This is a genomic window from Salmonella sp. HY31 (assembly GCF_042604575.1).
GTDB lineage: Bacteria > Pseudomonadota > Gammaproteobacteria > Enterobacterales > Enterobacteriaceae > Salmonella > Salmonella diarizonae.
Genome location: NZ_CP170479.1, coordinates 4,259,086 through 4,276,739, shown reverse-complemented (window position 1 = coordinate 4,276,739; position 17,654 = coordinate 4,259,086). Strand labels below are relative to the sequence as shown.

Here is a 17,654-nt window from a genome sequence, read left to right as displayed (position 1 = left end):
ATTATGTGTATTGGCGTCCCCGGTCAGGTGCTGGCCGTCGGTGATGATATTCACCAGCTTGCGCAGGTGGAAGTGTGTGGCATCAAACGTGATGTTAATATTGCTCTGATTTGTGAAGGTAAGCCAGCCGAGCTGGTAGGGCAATGGGTATTGGTACACGTTGGTTTTGCGATGAGCATCATTGACGAAGACGAAGCGAAAGCCACGTTAGATGCGCTGCGCCGTATGGAGTATGACATCACCAGCGCGTGATCCCTTAATCACCTCTATTATATCGCTCTATAATCGTTGTATAATTATTTATATATCGATTGTGGGGCGAAACCTATGAATAAATCTTTGCGCCAGCTCTCTCTGCTGGCGTTGCTTTTTTGCTGGCCGTTAATGTCACAGGCGGCGCGTACTTTTACCGATCAAATTGGCCGCCAGGTCACGGTTCCGGATACCGTGGACAGAGTGGTGGTGCTCCAGCATCAAACGCTCAATCTCCTTGTACAAATGAATGCCACTGACAAAATCGTTGGGGTCATGGCGAACTGGAAACAGCAATTAGGCGACGGCTATGCGCGTCTGGCGCCGGAACTGGCGCAAAAAGCCTCTCTGGGCGATCTAACGCACGTTGATCCTGAAAAACTGGTGGCGCTGCACCCGCAGGTGGTGTTTGTCACGAATTACGCTCCGCAGGAGATGATCGACAAGATCAGCCGTCTTGGTATTCAGGTGGTGGCGATTTCGCTGCGCCATGATGTTGCTGGCGAGCAGGCTAAAATGAACCCGACTATAGCGGATGAGGAGCAGGCTTACGATCGTGGACTGCGTGAAGGAATCGCTCTGATTGGCGATATCGTCAATAAACCGCAGGAGGCGAAAGCGCTGATTGAGGCGATGGAGAAAGGTCGCAAGATGGTCAGTGACCGTTTGCAGTCGGTTCCTGAAAATAAGCGGGTTCGCGCCTATATGGCGAATCCGGAACTGACCACTTACGGTTCCGGTAAATATACCGGTCTGATGATGGCCCATGCGGGGGCGCTCAATGTGGCGGCATCCACCGTGAAGGGGTTTAAGCAGATAACACTGGAGCAGGTGATCGCCTGGGATCCGCAGGTGATCTTTGTCCAGAATCGCTATCCAAAGGTCGTCAATGAGATCCTGCAAAGTCCCCAGTGGCAGGTCATTGACGCGGTGAAGTATCATCGGGTTTACCTGATGCCGGATTATGCCAAAGCCTGGGGATATCCGATGCCGGAGGCGGTGGGAATCGGCGAACTGTGGATGGCGAAAAAGCTCTATCCGGAAAAATTCCACGATATTGACATGCAAAAGGCTGCTAACGACTGGTATCAACGTTTTTACCGTACTGACTATCAGGGCGTCCAGTGATGCGAATACTGGCAGCGGGGAGTTTGCGTGCCGTCTGGCCGCAGCTAATGGCAGCGTTTCAGGCGGATGCGGTATGTGATTTCGGTCCGGCGGGGCTGTTACGTGAACGTATCGAAGCGGGCGAAGCGTGCGACTTTTTTGCTTCGGCGAACCTGGCGCATCCGCAGGCGCTGCTGGAGACCGGGCGGGCGCTGCGGATCGCGCGTTTTACGACGAACCGTTTGTGTCTGAGCGTGCGGGCGCAGGCGATGCGTGAAGGCGAGGACTGGCTGTCGCTATTAACCCGGCGGGATCTGCGGATCGGTACATCAACAGCAGGTTGCGATCCTTCCGGCGATTATACGCAGCAGCTTTTTTCGCGTATGGGCAACGAGGGCGAAGTGGTCCGAAAACGCGCGGTAGCGCTGGTTGGCGGCAGGCAGACTTTGCCGTTACCGGCGGGCCGGCTGGCGGCGGAATGGCTCATCAATCATGATTACACCGATATCTTTATCGGCTATGCCAGCTATGCTCCCCGTCTGCGGCGGGTTAATTCGCTGCGAGTGGTTGATATCCCGGAACCTTATAATCCCGTGGCTGAATATGGCTTTGCCTGCCTGAGCGAGCAGGGAAAAACGCTTGCCGACTTTTTGCTGTCGCCACGAGCGAGGTTAATTCTCATGCAACATGGGTTTAGTTAAACGCCGAATATCACAAACGCGCAGGGTTGATAAGCGAAGGCTATCAGGCAATACAATGCCGGATGGCGACATCAAAATCTGATCCGGCATCATGGCTTAGCTCTGACGTTTGTCTTCGGTATTGGTATCAAAGTCGCTGGCGTCATGGCGTTCGTGAAGCTGTTCGTTCAACGGTCCGTTGGTCCGGTTGACGATGCGCCCCCGCTTTACCGCCGGACGTTCGGCTACTTGTTTCGCCCAGCGTTGCACGTTTTGATAACTGCCGGCATCCAGAAACTCCGCTGCATCATAGACATTCCCCAGCACCACGTTGCCAAACCACGGCCAGATTGCCATATCGGCAATGGTGTACTCCTCTCCCGCGACATACGGGTTGTGAGCTAACTGCTTATCCAGCACGTCCAGCAGACGCTTGGCTTCCATGGTGAAGCGATTAATGGCGTACTCAATTTTTACCGGCGCATAATGATAGAAATGACCGAAACCGCCGCCGAGGAACGGCGCCGCGCCCTGTAGCCAGAACAACCAGTTAAGGGTTTCTGTGCGCTTAGCCAGATCCTGCGGCAGGAAATGGCCAAACTTATCCGCCAGATAAACAAGAATCGCGCCCGACTCAAAAACCCGAATTGGCGGGTTGTGTGAGTTATCGCGCAGCGCTGGGATTTTTGAGTTCGGATTGATGTCAACAAAGCCGCTGGAGAACTGATCGCCCTCGCCGATGCGAATCAACCAGGCGTCATATTCGGCGCCGCTTACACCCTGTGCCAGGAGTTCTTCCAGCATAATGGTCACTTTCTGGCCGTTAGGCGTTCCCAGCGAGTAGAGCTGTAACGGATGTTTGCCGACGGGCAGCGTTTTGTCGTGCGTCGGGCCGGAAACCGGGCGATTAATGTTAGCGAACGCACCGCCGCCGGATTTATCCCACGTCCAGACTTTTGCGGGTTGATAAGTATTATCTGCCATATTGACCTGCCTTCAGAGTGGTGGTGTTGAAGCAGTGTAGCAGTTTGCTAACCGGACATTTAACCGATTGGGACATTCCGGCGAGTGAAATTTTAACCTTCTGGCCTCAGTGTGCCTTATTGAGGTGTATGATTATGTCGACCTCTGTCCGGTTAGTGTCACAGAGCAGACAATCAGAGCGAAATCACGCCAGGCTGCTCAGGCGGTATTGTTTTGAGGTAAGGTGCATGAGCAAAGGAACCACCAGTCAGGATGCCCCCTTCGGGACATTATTGGGCTACGCCCCCGGCGGCGTAGCGATCTACTCTTCAGATTATAGTTCCCTCGATCCGCGGGACGACGACGACGCAGCTTTTCGTAGCTACATCGACGATGAATACATGGGGCATAAATGGCAGTGCGTGGAATTTGCCCGCCGTTTTCTCTTTCTGAATTATGGCGTTGTTTTTACTGACGTCGGCATGGCCTGGGAAATCTTCTCGCTGCGTTTTCTGCGCGAGGTCGTGAATGACAATATTTTGCCATTGCAGGCCTTCCCGAACGGTTCGCCGCGCGCGCCGGAGGCCGGGGCGCTGCTCATCTGGCAAAAGGGCGGCGAGTTTAACGAAACCGGTCACGTCGCGATTATCACCCAACTCCTGGATAACAAAATTCGTATTGCTGAGCAAAACGTTGTCCACACGCCATTGCCGCCAGGGCAGCAATGGACTCGCGAACTGGAAATGGTAGTAGAAAACGGGTGTTACACCCTGCGCGACACTTTTGATGACACGACGATTTTAGGCTGGATGATCCAGACCGACGACACGCAATACAGTTTGTCACAGCCTGACATCGCTAATCAGTCGCTGGCGATTCGCGGCGCAAGGCTGCCAGAGAAAGGTCAGTTTGACGGTCAGTGGCTGGATGAGCGCGATCCGTTACAAAAAGCCTATGTACAGGCGAACGGACACGTTATCAATCAGGACCCGTACCAGTATTTTACGATCACCGAGAGCGCCGAACAGGAGCTTATCAAAGCGACCAATGAGTTGCATTTGATGTACTTGCACGCCACAGACAAAGTCTTAAAAGACGATAATCTGCTGGCGCTATTCGATATCCCTAAAATTCTTTGGCCGCGCCTGCGTCTCTCCTGGCAGCGCCGTCGTCATCATATGATCACCGGTCGTATGGATTTCTGCATGGATGAACGTGGGCTGAAAGTCTATGAATACAATGCCGATTCCGCATCATGCCATACCGAAGCGGGATTGATTCTCGAAAAATGGGCTGAGCAGGGCTATACCGGTAAGGGGCATAACCCGGCGGAGGGCTTAATTAATGAGCTGGCAGGTGCCTGGAAACACAGTAAAGCGCGTCCTTTTGTCCATATCATGCAGGATGATGATATCGAGGAGGACTATCACGCGCAGTTTATGCAGCAGGCGCTGTATCAGGCCGGTTTCGCGAGCAAAATTCTCCGCGGGCTGGGCGAGTTGCGTTGGGATGAAGCCGGGCAGTTGATCGATGGCGACGGACGGCTGGTTAATTGTGTCTGGAAAACCTGGGCGTGGGAAACGGCGATGGAGCAGATACGCGAAGTCAGCGAGACGGAGTACGCCGCAGTGCCTATTCGTACCGGGCACCCGGAAAATGAAGTCCGGCTGATTGATGTATTACTGCGCCCGGAAGTGTTGGTGTTTGAACCGCTGTGGACGGTTATCCCGGGTAACAAAGCGATCCTGCCTATCCTGTGGTCGCTCTTCCCGCATCATCGCTATCTGCTCGACACGGATTTTACCGTTAACGATGAGCTGGTGCAGACCGGCTATGCGGTAAAACCGATTGCCGGACGTTGCGGTAGTAATATTGATCTGGTGAGCCATCAGGAAGAACTCCTGGATAAAACCAGCGGCAAGTTCGCCACGCAGAAAAATATCTATCAGCAGTTGTGGTGCCTGCCGAAGGTCGCCGGGAAGTATATTCAGGTCTGTACGTTTACCGTGGGCGGAAACTACGGCGGTACGTGCCTGCGCGGCGATGATTCATTAGTCATTAAAAAAGAGAGCGATATTGAACCGTTAATCGTCATCAAAGCGTAACGGGGTCATTCTCGTCGGGATATCGGCGTTGGTGCCGATATCCCGCCTGCTATGTTTACCAACGAACGGCTGTCAGCTCGTCATTTACTGGTAACATATGAGAAATAATAACACAAATTATTCTTAACTTTTCTGGCGCAGGCGGCGACGCTAGCCGCGTTGGCGCATACGTTTCCTGATTTTCGTCTAATCGGTATTTTTTGCGGCCGATTACGCCGCCCCCATCCCTTTGGATTTAGGTCATGCCTGTTTGGCTGATAAACGGACAACACAATATATTGACGAGTTCAAATAACATTATTAGTCATATAAAAAGTTTACGTTAGGTTATTTTTCTATTCCAAAAATTTGTGTTTAAACCCTGTCTGTAATTCTCAGATAAACCTGTAAATAAACAGAAATAAATGCTGTTAATTATTATTTATGCCTCCTTTTTGGCCTTGTAAGCGATATTTTTGTGTAAAGTAAAGCTACTTGTAGTATCGCTGTTAATGGCATTGTTGAATAATTTACTCTGTAATTATTTAAGTTTAGTGGACGTTTTGTCTTATTCTATAGAACGGACGATTATGGCAGATGACATCCGATTTTTCATTATGTTAGCATGAGTTGATAATACTTTATCCAGGCATAGATCAGGATGTCCACATATAATAAGGAGAATGGTATATGTTTAAAAAAGTATTAGGCTTGCGCCACTGGAATAATAATGTTGTAAAAATACCGCCGCCAGCAGAATCTGGCGCTAATGCGTCTGACGTGGTGATGGATACTCCTGAGCCTTATGAGCGGATACTGTGCCAAAAAATTCTGATGGGGATCTCGACGATCGATATCATTCGTAATGCCATCATCAAGTCCTGTGAGCAGCTAAACATTGAAAAAGAACGCATTAATGAACTTAACGAACAGAATGATAAAGCCAGAAGTTCATTAAAATCGCTCGTGGAATTCATCACTGAAATTGGCACGACTTCATCGGATATTGGCTGTCGTATGGGCGACTTAAATACCTCCTTAACGCAAATTAATGCGTGTATTAAAGAGATACAGAAGATCGCTAACCAGACCAACCTGATAGCGATTAACTCCGCGATCGAGGCCGCGCGTGTAGGGGATGCCGGGCGTGGTTTTAGCGTTATTTCGAAAGAAGTGAAAAACCTGTCCGAAGATGTTAAACATAGTTCGAAAAGCGTTAGTACGCTAACCTCTGTAATCAAAGATAATACGGCCAGAGTGAGTGAGGTGCTGGATAACCAACAACCAGTTATTGATAATATTACGACTAATATAAATCAAATTGTGGAGTCTATTGGCATCGTCATTGATAAATCGCTGAGCATGAAATCGGTCATGCAGTACATCTCTACGGTGCAGTTTTTGAATATTGTTAAAGTTGACCATGTTATCTGGAAAATGGAAGTCTACAAGTTACTCTTAAATAAAGACATAAACAGTAAAATAACGATGCACGATCAGTGCCGGCTGGGGAAATGGTACTACGGTTTTGAAGGACAGCAGTTTAGCAACTACTACAGTTTCCGTAGTCTGGAAGCGCCACATAAAGAGGTGCATACCGCTGGTCACTCTGCGCTGAACTATTTTACCGCAGGCGATATGAATGCGATGTCGCAAGAACTCGACAGAATGGAGCGTTCCAGTAATGAAGTTGTTAACCAACTGGAAATGCTGGCTGTCGATTTATTAAAAGAAACCACACCGTGAAGCCATGAGTTATTGCCGTATAGCTAACAGGAGCCATCATCGACAGGACTGAGGTATCACACTTTCTGCACTCGAGTTATTCCGAACAGAGAAAAGAAGCATGACGCAGAAGATGGCTGTGTTTGTTCACCCGAATCACTTACCTTAGTAAGTGATTCGGGATTAATCAGCGACATCTTTGCTTTTTATCGGAGGCCAGATGGCTGGAAAAATTCGTTACTGATAAATTTCTCACTTTCTTACCGCCTTCCTGCCCCTCGAAATACCTGAAACCTGTGCTCACAGATTAATAGCGATTATTTAATCGTGAAATAACGCTGGGCATTATTGAAGCAGATATCCTGCACCATACGGCTTAGCATCGCTTCATCATCAGGAATCTCTCCGTCCTGCGCCCACTGTCCCAGCAGGTTACAGAGAATACGACGGAAATATTCATGTCGCGTATAAGAAAGGAAACTGCGGGAGTCGGTCAGCATCCCGACAAACTGACTTAACAGTCCCATCTGCGACAGTTGCTCCAGTTGGCGCAGCATCCCGTCTTTCTGATCGTTAAACCACCAGCCGGAACCAAACTGCACTTTTCCGGCAATTCCCGGCCCCTGGAAGTTACCGATCATGGTCGCCAGGACTTCATTATCACGTGGGTTCAGGCAATAGAGGATAGTCTTGGGCAGTTCATTGGTCACATCCATACTGTCGAGCAAACGGGAGAGCGCCCAGCTAATGTTATTATCGCCAATGGAGTCAAAGCCGGTATCCGGCCCCAGCAGGCGGAACATACGGGTATTATTGTTACGGATCGCGCCAATATGTAGCTGCATTACCCAGCCGCGCGCGGCGTACTGACGGCCCAGCCAGACCAGCACCGCCGTGGTAAACTGGGCGATCTCAAGTTCGCTCAGCGTTTCGCCAGCCAGACGTTTGCCAAGAATGGCGTCAAGCTGCGCGTCGTCGGGCACCGGCGCAAATCGCAGCGTTTCAATGCCATGATCGGACGCGCGGCAGCCGCAGGCGGCGAAATGGTCGAGACGGCGAGTGAGCGCCTGACGTAAATCGTCGAAACGGGTAATGCTGACATCTGCCGCCGCTTCCAGTTTCCCCAGGTAATCGACAAAGCCGTCCAGTTCGATTTTGAAAGCTTTGTCGGGGCGCCAGCTTGGCGCGACTTCAATATCAATGCTATCGTCGGCGGCTATCTGGCGGTGATATACCAGAGAATCTATCGGGTCGTCGGTGGTTCCGACCATCCGCACATTCATCTGCTGCATAATACCGCGCGCGGAAAAGGCCGGCGTCGCCAGTTTCTCATTACACTGCGTCCAGATACTTTCCGCGGTATCCGGTCCGAACAGCGTGCCTGTAATGCCAAATGGACGGCGTAGCTCAAGGTGCGTCCAGTGATACAGCGGATTACCCAGCGTTTTCGGTACGGTATTGGCCCAGGCCATATATTTTTCATAATCGCTGGTCTCTTTGCCGGTGATCAGCGACTCATCCACGCCTGCGCTTCGTAGCGCTCGCCATTTATAGTGGTCGCCTTCCAGCCAGATCTGACCGAGGTTATCGAAACGGCGATCGTCGGCGATTTCCTGCGGGCTTAAATGGCAGTGGAAGTCATAAATCGGCATGGGCGCGGCGTATTTATGGTACAGCGTGCGGGCAATGTCGTTTTTAAGTAGAAAATCTTCAGTCATAAACGTAGCCATGATTTATCTCCTTACTCTCCCAGCGCTTCTACTGTGGCCTTCGCGCCGTTCTGCAATAGCTGTTGGTAAGCGTCGGTAACGGCTTGCACAAATTCGCGATTCTTCGGCAGGTCGTTGCCAAAGATAGACTCGATGGCTAGTAGCCCGCGTACGCGTTCTTCCGGTGTCTGATATTGCTGATGAATCGCCTGATACTGCGCGAGCAGCGGATCGACGACATCAATGGTTTTACCTTGTTCATCCACACCGCCGACGTAACGCATCCATCCGGCGACGCCCAGCGTCAGGCGGCGATAGTCATCGCCTTGTTGCAAGTGCAGACGTACCGGGTCCAACAGACGCTGCGGCAGTTTCTGACTGCCATCCATCGCGATCTGCCAGGTGCGGTGTTTCAACGAGGGGTTAGTGAAACGCGCAATCAACAAATTCGCATATCCTTCCAGATCGGTGCCTTCCGGCATCGACAACGTCGGTGCTTGTTCATCAAGCATCAGCGCGAGCGCCGCGCGACGGTAAGCCGGGTTGGTCATGGTATCGGCGATAGTGTCATACCCGCCGAGATAACCCAGATAAGCGAGGAAAGAGTGACTGCCGTTAAGCATACGTAGCTTCATCATTTCAAACGGTACGACGTCTGCAACGAATTGCGCGCCGACGGTATCCCAATCCGGGCGGCCATTCACAAAATTATCTTCGATGACCCACTGGCGGAAGGGTTCGCAGGCGATAGCGCAGGGATCATAAACGCCCAACTGGTCGGCAACCAGTTGTAGCGTCTCTTCGGTCGCCGCCGGAACAATGCGGTCAACCATGGTGCAGGGGAAGGTCACATTGTCGGCAATCCATGCGGCGAGGGCGGCATCACGAGCTTTCGCCAGACCGAGGACGGCAGCCTTCGCGACGTGACCATTCTCGCGCACGTTATCGCACGACAGCACGGTAAAGGCTTTCAGTCCTTTCTCCCGGCGCATGTTTAGCGCTTCGACAATATAGCCAATGGCGGATTTAGGCTGCTGTGGATGGGCAAGATCGTTTTGGATCAGCGGGTTATTGACATCAAGCTCGCCGCTGGCGGGGTCGGTGCAGTAGCCTTTTTCGGTCACGGTTAAGGAGACGATCGCGGTTTCCGGGCGCGCCATTGCCGCCAGAATCCCTGCATGGCCGTCGAATTCAGGGTGCAGCGCTTCTTTCATTGAACCGATAATTTTCAGTTCGGTGCTTTCTGCGCCGCGTTCTGCAACGGTGTACAGCAGATTTTGCGCTTTCAGGTTCGCGATCAGCCGCGCGTCGTTACCCGGCATCAGGTTTACTTCACAAATGCCCCAGTCGCTGTCGCTCTTTTCCAGTAGATGATGGGTAAAGAGCGCCTGGTGCGCGCGGTGAAACGCGCCGCAGCCCAGATGCACAATACGGGATACCAGACGTGATTTGTCCCAGTTTGGGCGGGCGACGGAAACCTGGGCGGTGGCGATATTCTGTTCCATTGCAAACTCCTGTCATTCGACGTCTTCGCCCACGATCTCCGGGGCGAGGCATGTTGCTATTGCATTGAGTAGGGGAAATCGCATGACGCGTCGCGCCATGCGAGAGAAGGTTACTTGCTAAAGAAAGCGCGCTGGATAGCCAGTTCGACACCGCGAACTTCCGCAAGCCCTTTCAGACGGCCAATGGCGGAATAACCCGGATTCGTTTTCTTCTTCAGATCGTCCAGCATTTGATGACCGTGGTCCGGGCGCATCGGGATCAGATCATCGCTACCTTCGGCTTTACGACGGTGCTCTTCTTCTACAATCGCTTTAACGACTTCATACATATCCACATCGCCGTGTAAATGGGCGGCCTCGTGGAAGGTCTTCGGATTCTCTTCGCGCAGCGTAGAGCGCAGATGCGTAAAGTAGATGCGCGGACCAAATTGTTTGATCATATCAACCAGATCGTTGTCGGCGCGCACGCCGTAAGATCCTGTACACATGGTGAAACCGTTCGCCATGCTATTGACGGTGTCTACCATCCATTGCATGTCTTCAATGGTAGAGACAATGCGCGGCAGGCCGAGAATAGGGCGCGGCGGATCGTCAGGGTGAACGGCCATACGCACGCCAACCTCGTCGGCAACCGGAATAATGGCTTTCAGGAAATAGGCGAAATGTTCACGCAGTTTTGCTTTATCGATATCTTTATACGTCGCCAGGTGTTGACGGAACTGATCCAGCGTATAGCCTTCTTCCGCGCCAGGTAAACCGGCAATAATGTTGCGGGTCAGACGCGCTTTGTCTTCCTCGCTCATGGTGGCGAAACGCTGATCTGCCTGAGCAATCTCTTCTGCCGTATAGTCGGCTTCTGCTCCCGGACGCTTCAGGATATGCAGTTCGAACGCGGCGAATTCAATCTGGTCAAAACGCAACGCTTTTGAACCATCCGGCAATACATATTCCAGATCCGTACGTGTCCAGTCCAGCACTGGCATAAAGTTATAGCAAACCGTGTAGATACCGCATTGCGCCAGGTTACGCAGCGTTTGCTGGTAGTTTTTGATCCATAAATCGTACTGACCGGTGTGGGTTTTGATGTCTTCGTGGATAGGTACGCTTTCTACCACAGACCACTCCAGACCCGCCTCTTCAACGATAGCTTTACGTTTCTGGATTTCGTCTACCGACCAAATTTCGCCGTTCGGGATATGGTGTAACGCCGTCACCACGCCGGTTGCGCCAGCCTGGCGTACATCTGACAGCGTTACCGGGTCGTTAGGTCCGTACCAGCGCCAGGTTTGTTTCATATCTCGTTTCCTCTTCTTGCGATAACGTCTTCGTGGTTGACCCATTGCCAGCCAACACCGAAATGTGCTTTGTAAAACCCGTTCTGACCCCTAAATTCAACCAAAATTTTTCTCATGTCAACCTTATTATTTAAATTGGCTAACCAAATCACAAATATCATCATTTATGGTCTGCCAATTTTATTTATTTGATCTGTGTCAATTTTTGCCGGGTAAAAAGCATTCACCATTCAACTTGAAATGAGTTGATGTATTTATTTCAGAAATATTAATGGCGAGTGTTGCCGCCAGATTTTGACCGGTCCGGATGAGAAAATATTGATTGGTCAACCAATTTGTGTGATTTCAGTTTTCCCGCTACAGGTCAGACGGCGTGGAGATAATGTTTTTTAACGAGGCTTTATCATGAAGATGACAAAATTAAGATGGTGGATTATCGGCCTGGTCTGCGTAGGGACCATCGTAAACTACCTGTCCCGTAGCTCGCTTAGCGTTGCGGCGCCAGCGATGATGAAAGAACTCCATTTTGATGAGCAACAATATTCCTGGGTGGTGAGCGCCTTCCAGCTTTGTTACACCATTGCGCAGCCGATCACCGGCTATTTGATGGATGTCATCGGACTGAAAATCGGCTTCTTTATCTTTGCGTTGTTGTGGTCGCTGATCAACATGGCGCACGCGCTGGCTGGCGGCTGGATAAGCCTGGCATTTCTGCGTGGTCTGATGGGGCTAACCGAAGCGTCGGTGATTCCTGCCGGGATTAAAGCCAGCGCCGAATGGTTCCCGACGAAAGAACGTGGTATTGCGGGGGGCTTGTTTAATATCGGCACCTCGATTGGCGCGATGCTGGCGCCGCCGCTGGTAGTCTGGGCGATGCTGACCTTTGCTGATAGCGGCATCGGTACTGAAATGGCGTTTGTGATTACTGGTGGTATCGGCGTGCTGTTCGCCATCACCTGGTTCCTGATTTATAACTCGCCAAACAAACACCCGTGGATCACCCACAAAGAGCTGCGTTATATCGAAGACGGCCAGGAAAGCTATCTCCAGGATGACAACAAAAAACCGGCCGTTAAAGAGATCGTTAAAAAGCGTAATTTCTGGGCGTTGGCGATCACTCGTTTTCTGGCTGACCCGGCATGGGGAACGCTGAGTTTCTGGATGCCGCTGTATCTGATTAACGTCATGCATCTGCCGTTAAAAGAGATCGCCATGTTTGCCTGGCTGCCGTTCCTGGCGGCGGACTTTGGTTGCGTTGCAGGCGGTTTCCTGGCGAAGTTCTTCATGGAAAAGATGCACATGACCACAATTAATGCGCGTCGTTGTAGCTTTACCATCGGCGCTATTTTGATGATTTCGATCGGTTTTGTCAGTATTACGACTAACCCATACGTCGCCATTGCATTGATGAGTATTGGCGGTTTTGCGCACCAGACGCTTTCTACTGTCGTCATTACCATGAGCGCTGACCTGTTCAAGAAAAATGAGGTCGCGACGGTTGCCGGTCTGGCAGGATCTGCGGCATGGCTGGGACAGTTAAGCTTCAACCTGTTTATGGGGGCGTTGGTCGCTATTATCGGTTACGGCCCGTTCTTCATTGCACTAAGTCTGTTCGATATTATCGGCGCCATCATTCTGTGGGTACTGATTAAAGATCCAGAAAAGCGCCACCCGCAAATGACGGAGCAGCCGCTGGCGTCTCACCGCTAAAGCTGTCTCGGTTTCATAGGCCTGATAAGCGAAGCGCTACCAGGCTCTAACGGCCACCTTCGGGTGGCCGTCTTCATCTTACCTGAGCATAAAATCATACTGGATGCTCATTTTCACATCCCAGTAATTCAGGCGATCGCCCAGCGCGCTACCGTCGCGTTTTTCGCGCCCTTTGTCAGCGGCAAGAAAAATGTTCATGCCCTCTAGCGGCCCCTCTTCAATACGATAATTTATGGCTCCCAGCAGACCCAACCCCTTAATGTGAACAGCGCGCTGGCTGGACTCATAACCGCGCGTGACGACAGGCGCGAACGTCATGGTGAGCTGTGGCGTAACACGGTAATTAACGCCCGCCTGCCAGGACTGCATGCCTTCCCGGTTGCGATCGAGGCTTAAAGAGAAGGGATAACCAATATCGGTATCGACCACCGCGCCGTTCATGGCGTGTTGCAGATAGCCGCCGCTGGCAAACAGGCTGCCCCAGGGGGCGCTCCAGGTAAACTGACCGCTAACCAACCCGGTCTCATTAGGCTGGGTGGATGAACGGCTTAGCCCCTCCAGCCGGGCGTAAAAACCGAGCAGCTCGCCTTTCAGGGCATAACCATCGTCTAGTGGTATCCGTTTTTCAAAGATACCCTGTACCTGACGGGAGACATCGTTTTGCTGCGAGCCGCCTATGGAATAGCGGCTGTTCTCGTCGTACCAACTGGCGGCGAAAAATGCGCGTGGACGATGATGATCATATTGACCCGTTTTACTGTTGTAGACGCCTTCATTGCGAATACCGGTCGTTGAGTCTGTCCACTGAAAAACGCGGGTACGCCACATTGCCCAGAGCTCTACATTTGGCGTCAGCGCCAGGTAGCCCAGCGCGCCTTCGGAAGCGGTCGGTAGCGTGCGCTGTGAGCTGTTGGCGATGAGCGGAATTCGCCAGGGGAGACTGCCATAACTATAATCGGTGCCAAAACGACCTATTTTTAAGCGGCTATTTTCTGTTGGCTTTATTTTTATTGCGCCAAGCACATAGCCGAAACTCTCGTGTCCGTCTAAGTACCAGCGCGTACTCATATTATCGCGAGCACCGAGTTTATAAACATAATACGCGCTACCCTCGACGCCAATCCGTTGTGAATAATAGCCGCTATTAAAATCAATTAACCCACCCTGGACCCAGGCATAAATATCTCTGCCGGCGCCCGCGCTGGGCTTATCAGCTCTTCGTAACTCATTTTTCAATCTAAAACGTAAGGCGGACTCATCATCAGAAATTTGTAGGGCCAGGGCAGAAGGACAGGCCGCGGCCACGGCTATCGGAATAGCCGCTATCTTCGCGAATTTTTTCATTGTTTAACCTGTTGTATATTATTGTTATCGAAAAGCTATTTATTGAAATCTTTAATAAGTTGTTGCTGTGACTGTTTTCGTTTATCTATCTCCTGAACAATCTCCTTAAATTTATTATCCGTTAATGGGTAAAACCAAATAATAATAAAAGCCAGTAACATAAAGCCGCACGGTATGAGCGATATAGACATCCGGATACCGGTAATGACTTCCGGCGTTTGCGTCTGATTGGCGATATAACCACTTAACCCAAGAATAAAGGCCGGAATAGAACCGCCGATAGCCTGGCCGCATTTACGGGTAAAAGAAAATAGCGAGTAAGTCAGGCCTTCTATGCGCACGCCCGTGAGATATTCGCCGTACTCCACGGTATCCGCCTCCAGCGCCCACATTACCGTCATGGTGATCCCCTGGCCAATAGCGGCAATCGCCAGAGCGGTTAAGGCCACGGGCACTGAATGGTCAGACATATAAAAGAAAAGTAAATACCCAAGGGTGCCCATTAAGGCGCCCGCCAGGAAGGTGTTCTTCTTACCTATCTTCGCTACCAGACGGGGAACCAGAGGTGCAGACGCCACAGAACCTACCAGCATTTGTACCAGCACGATAACCGAGAAAAGGGCGGTATCATTCAAAACATAGCGTACATAGAACAGTGACGATGCGCTGACGGCGAAGGTCGAGATCAGAATGCATAGCGCGCCGGTACAAAGCATAATTAGCGGGCGGTTCTGTTTAAGCGTTTGCAGACTGATTTTTAACGATGGCTGCGCGACGATACGCACCACGTTTTCGCGGGTAGATTTAAAACAGATGAAATACAGCGCCATACCGGCAATGGCCAGGATAATGGTCCAGAAGAGGTAGACCGACGCCATTTCTGTCGGGCTGGAATGAGTAATACGCGGCCCGATCAGGAAGGCCAGACAGACAAACGTTAGCGAGGCCGCAATACTGCGCGCCGCGCCGAGACGGGCGCGCGAACGCGGTTCCTGAGTCATTGCCGTCGCCAGAGATCCATAGGGAATATTGACCATGCTATAGCAGAACCCAAGTCCCATATAGGTGAGATATGCGTAAATAACTTTGCTGCTATGGCTCCACTCTGTCGGGACGCAGAAGACCAGTACGCTAAACAGCATTAACGGCGCCGATCCGAACAGCAGGAACGGGCGAAATTTCCCCCAGCGGGTATTGACGCTATCTACTATGCGTCCCGCCACCACATCGGCGAAGGCGTCAAATATACGTACCAGTAAGAGCATCGTACCGGCAGCGGCGGCACCGACGCCTGCGACGTCGGTGTAATAACTTAGCAGGAATAGCGCCCCCATGGCGAAGGCGAAATTATTGGCGACATCACCCAGGCTGTAGCCTATGATAGCGCGCCAGGAAAGCGGCTGGTTCATGATTTCTCTCCCTGCTGTGGCTTTTCGCCGAAGGTCATACCGGTCCAGCGTTTTTGCAGTATAAAGGCCGCCGATTTTGGTCTTCTGTCGCGGGTAAAAATCCCTTTTCGATTACCGCCGACGCGCATAATGCCCTGTGAAGTCGCGAAATCGGCAAAGTTCCAGACCTGCTCGCCGACAACGGCGCTTACGCGATCGAATACCCGGTGATACATCTCCAGCCAGGCGCACTGGTATTCTTCGCTCCACATGTCGCTGTACACCGAATGCAGCCCTGCCAGCGTATCGACGCCATATTCCGTCATGATGATGGGGCGGTGGAGTTTCTCCTGCCAGGCCAGTAACTCTTTCTCCAGCACTTTTTCTGCTTTCGCAAGATCGCCGCTTTGTACATACCAACCGTAATAGCGGTTCAGGCATACCACATCGAAGAGGTCGGTGATGGTGTCGGTTTCCACATCACAGAACATGACGTTCACGCAGGTTATAGGGCGGGTCGGGTCCAGTTCGCGCGTGGCCTGCGCCAGTGGCTCAAAATAGTCTCTGGCGCCTTCTGGACGGGTATCCGGCTCATTCGCGATACTCCACATCACCACGCTGGGATGGTTTTTATCGCGGGCGATCAATTCCTGAATAGCCTTGAGATGCGCCCGCTGTGTTTCATCATTGACGCCTTCCTCGCTGTATAGCGCCTTCGGTTTTTCGCAGGAATCAAAGCCGATACCTAAAGAGAGATTGAAACCAACGGCTGCGGTTTCATCAATGACGACAATGCCATGCTCATCCGCCCAGTCGAGCATCTCTTCGGCGTACGGATAGTGCGACGTGCGATAAGAGTTGGCGCCAATCCACGACATTAGCGCGTGATCGTGTACCATCAGCACGTTATCAAATCCTTTCCCTCGTAGATCGGCATCTTCATGGCGACCGAAGCCGGTAAAATAAAAAGGTTTATGATTTATCAGAAACTGTTCGCCTTTTACCGCTACGCTACGGATTCCTACCCGAAGCGGATAGTCATCACGTTCGCCCTGATGCTGTGCGATAACCCGCAGCTCGTACAGGTATCCTTCGCCCGGTTGCCATAAGCGCGGCGCCGCTATCTGTAATTCGCCCTTTGCCCCTTCGCCGTAGGCGACAATATGCTGCCCGGCATCCCGCAGTTCTACGCGTACTTCACCGTTGGCCTCCACCCGCCAGCTCAGCGTGGCCCGGGAGAGATCGTTCGCAATCTCCGTCGTCACCGTAATATCCTGAACAAACGTTTTTGGCGTGGTGTAGAGCATGACGCTACGGTGGATACCGGCGTAATTAAAGAAATCATGGAAGTATGATTGCTGCCTTTTCCCCGTTTCATCACGGGTCACCACCCCCGGAGGGATAGTCTGCCAGCTCAGCTCGTTATTGACGCATACCGTGATACGTATGCTCTCTCCGGCTGCCGCCAGGTGGCTGATATCCGCTTCGAAAGGCGTATAGCCTCCCTGATGTTCCATCACGGCGTGGTCATTTACCCATACCTTTCCATAATGCGTGACGGCATCAAAACGTAGAACGATGCGTTGATGCTCCCAGCCTTTGGGGATGCGGACGTTGAGCTGATACCAGACATTGCCGACATAGTTGCGGATCTCTGCATCGGCAAACTGATCGTTATAACTACCCGGTACGGCGATGGCGCGGCTTTGGGGGAGCGGTTGTCGCCACCATTGTTGCGCGATACCGCAATCGTCTGCATCCGTGCAAAACGACCACAGTCCATCAAGTTTTTTGATTTCGCGGCTCTGGGTTTCTACGGGACGTAACATTGTTTACTCCTTAATCCTGATGAATTTCCATTGGTCAACCAGCAATAAAAACAAGTTAACCAG

General features: G+C 51.6%; 13 protein-coding genes. 6 read left to right on the top strand and 7 right to left on the bottom strand.

Annotated features, from left to right (window positions below):
* Positions 1–3: 3 nt before the first annotated feature.
* The 3 genes from hybG to ACE15A_RS20435 all read left to right on the top strand — a co-directional run bounded on the left by hybG (position 4) and on the right by ACE15A_RS20435 (position 2,060).
* A complete protein-coding gene (gene hybG, locus ACE15A_RS20445) occupies positions 4–252 on the top strand; it encodes a hydrogenase maturation factor HybG (protein WP_000334891.1) in 249 nt (82 codons plus the stop codon).
* Positions 253–327: 75 nt separating this feature from the next.
* Complete coding sequence (locus ACE15A_RS20440; protein ID WP_053508197.1) at positions 328–1,380, top strand: ABC transporter substrate-binding protein; 1,053 nt, start codon at positions 328–330, stop codon at positions 1,378–1,380.
* Entirely contained in the window at positions 1,380–2,060 is a 681-nt protein-coding gene (locus ACE15A_RS20435) for a molybdate ABC transporter substrate-binding protein (protein ID WP_053508195.1), read from the top strand. The genes ACE15A_RS20440 and ACE15A_RS20435 overlap by 1 nt, the downstream gene beginning before the upstream one ends.
* Positions 2,061–2,156: 96 nt before the next feature.
* Here the strand turns inward: ACE15A_RS20435 and yghU are convergent, their stop codons facing one another.
* A complete protein-coding gene (gene yghU, locus ACE15A_RS20430; RefSeq protein ID WP_053508193.1) occupies positions 2,157–3,023 on the bottom strand; it encodes a glutathione-dependent disulfide-bond oxidoreductase in 867 nt (288 codons plus the stop codon).
* A 227-nt stretch (positions 3,024–3,250) separates the two neighbouring features.
* On the opposite strand from yghU, the gene gss reads away from it, so the two are divergent.
* Positions 3,251–5,107, top strand: coding sequence for a bifunctional glutathionylspermidine amidase/synthase (gene gss / locus ACE15A_RS20425; protein ID WP_053508190.1), 1,857 nt, complete (start codon positions 3,251–3,253; stop codon positions 5,105–5,107).
* A gap of 669 nt (positions 5,108–5,776) precedes the next feature.
* On the top strand, positions 5,777–6,832 hold the full coding sequence (locus ACE15A_RS20420; protein WP_023248538.1) for a methyl-accepting chemotaxis protein: 1,056 nt from the start codon (positions 5,777–5,779) through the stop codon (positions 6,830–6,832).
* A gap of 296 nt (positions 6,833–7,128) precedes the next feature.
* Here ACE15A_RS20420 and uxaC read toward each other — a convergent pair whose 3' ends face one another.
* The 3 genes from uxaC to uxuA all read right to left on the bottom strand — a co-directional run bounded on the left by uxaC (position 7,129) and on the right by uxuA (position 11,320).
* Positions 7,129–8,541, bottom strand: a complete 1,413-nt coding sequence (gene uxaC / locus ACE15A_RS20415) for a glucuronate isomerase (protein WP_023248537.1) — start codon at positions 8,539–8,541, stop codon at positions 7,129–7,131.
* 11 nt (positions 8,542–8,552) lie between these two features.
* Positions 8,553–10,025, bottom strand: coding sequence for a fructuronate reductase (locus ACE15A_RS20410; RefSeq protein ID WP_053508188.1), 1,473 nt, complete (start codon positions 10,023–10,025; stop codon positions 8,553–8,555).
* Positions 10,026–10,135: 110 nt separating this feature from the next.
* On the bottom strand, positions 10,136–11,320 hold the full coding sequence (gene uxuA / locus ACE15A_RS20405; protein WP_023248535.1) for a mannonate dehydratase: 1,185 nt from the start codon (positions 11,318–11,320) through the stop codon (positions 10,136–10,138).
* 405 nt (positions 11,321–11,725) lie between these two features.
* Here uxuA and ACE15A_RS20400 point away from each other — a divergent pair, with 405 nt between their 5' ends.
* A complete protein-coding gene (locus ACE15A_RS20400) occupies positions 11,726–13,030 on the top strand; it encodes an MFS transporter (protein ID WP_129382506.1) in 1,305 nt (434 codons plus the stop codon).
* A gap of 78 nt (positions 13,031–13,108) precedes the next feature.
* On the opposite strand, the gene uidC is transcribed toward ACE15A_RS20400, so the two are convergent.
* From uidC to uidA, 3 genes are read right to left on the bottom strand one after another with little or no spacing between them, the layout of a single operon-like run.
* Positions 13,109–14,374 carry a glucuronide uptake porin UidC gene (gene uidC, locus ACE15A_RS20395; RefSeq protein ID WP_053508186.1) on the bottom strand — a complete coding sequence of 422 codons (1,266 nt, stop codon included), beginning with the start codon at positions 14,372–14,374 and terminating at the stop codon, positions 13,109–13,111.
* A gap of 35 nt (positions 14,375–14,409) precedes the next feature.
* Complete coding sequence (gene uidB, locus ACE15A_RS20390; RefSeq protein ID WP_053508184.1) at positions 14,410–15,783, bottom strand: glucuronide transporter; 1,374 nt, start codon at positions 15,781–15,783, stop codon at positions 14,410–14,412.
* On the bottom strand, positions 15,780–17,591 hold the full coding sequence (gene uidA / locus ACE15A_RS20385; RefSeq protein ID WP_053508182.1) for a beta-glucuronidase: 1,812 nt from the start codon (positions 17,589–17,591) through the stop codon (positions 15,780–15,782). Before uidA ends, uidB begins: the two co-directional genes overlap by 4 nt.
* Between the last annotated feature and the right edge of the window lie 63 nt (positions 17,592–17,654).

Coding starts and splice junctions, on each gene's coding strand:
- hybG (WP_000334891.1), top strand. CDS start 4: ATGTGTATTGGCGTCCCCGGTCAGGTGCTGGCCGTCGGTGATGATATT.
- ACE15A_RS20440 (WP_053508197.1), top strand. CDS start 328: ATGAATAAATCTTTGCGCCAGCTCTCTCTGCTGGCGTTGCTTTTTTGC.
- ACE15A_RS20435 (WP_053508195.1), top strand. CDS start 1,380: ATGCGAATACTGGCAGCGGGGAGTTTGCGTGCCGTCTGGCCGCAGCTA.
- yghU (WP_053508193.1), bottom strand. CDS start 3,023: ATGGCAGATAATACTTATCAACCCGCAAAAGTCTGGACGTGGGATAAA.
- gss (WP_053508190.1), top strand. CDS start 3,251: ATGAGCAAAGGAACCACCAGTCAGGATGCCCCCTTCGGGACATTATTG.
- ACE15A_RS20420 (WP_023248538.1), top strand. CDS start 5,777: ATGTTTAAAAAAGTATTAGGCTTGCGCCACTGGAATAATAATGTTGTA.
- uxaC (WP_023248537.1), bottom strand. CDS start 8,541: ATGGCTACGTTTATGACTGAAGATTTTCTACTTAAAAACGACATTGCC.
- ACE15A_RS20410 (WP_053508188.1), bottom strand. CDS start 10,025: ATGGAACAGAATATCGCCACCGCCCAGGTTTCCGTCGCCCGCCCAAAC.
- uxuA (WP_023248535.1), bottom strand. CDS start 11,320: ATGAAACAAACCTGGCGCTGGTACGGACCTAACGACCCGGTAACGCTG.
- ACE15A_RS20400 (WP_129382506.1), top strand. CDS start 11,726: ATGAAGATGACAAAATTAAGATGGTGGATTATCGGCCTGGTCTGCGTA.
- uidC (WP_053508186.1), bottom strand. CDS start 14,374: ATGAAAAAATTCGCGAAGATAGCGGCTATTCCGATAGCCGTGGCCGCG.
- uidB (WP_053508184.1), bottom strand. CDS start 15,783: ATGAACCAGCCGCTTTCCTGGCGCGCTATCATAGGCTACAGCCTGGGT.
- uidA (WP_053508182.1), bottom strand. CDS start 17,591: ATGTTACGTCCCGTAGAAACCCAGAGCCGCGAAATCAAAAAACTTGAT.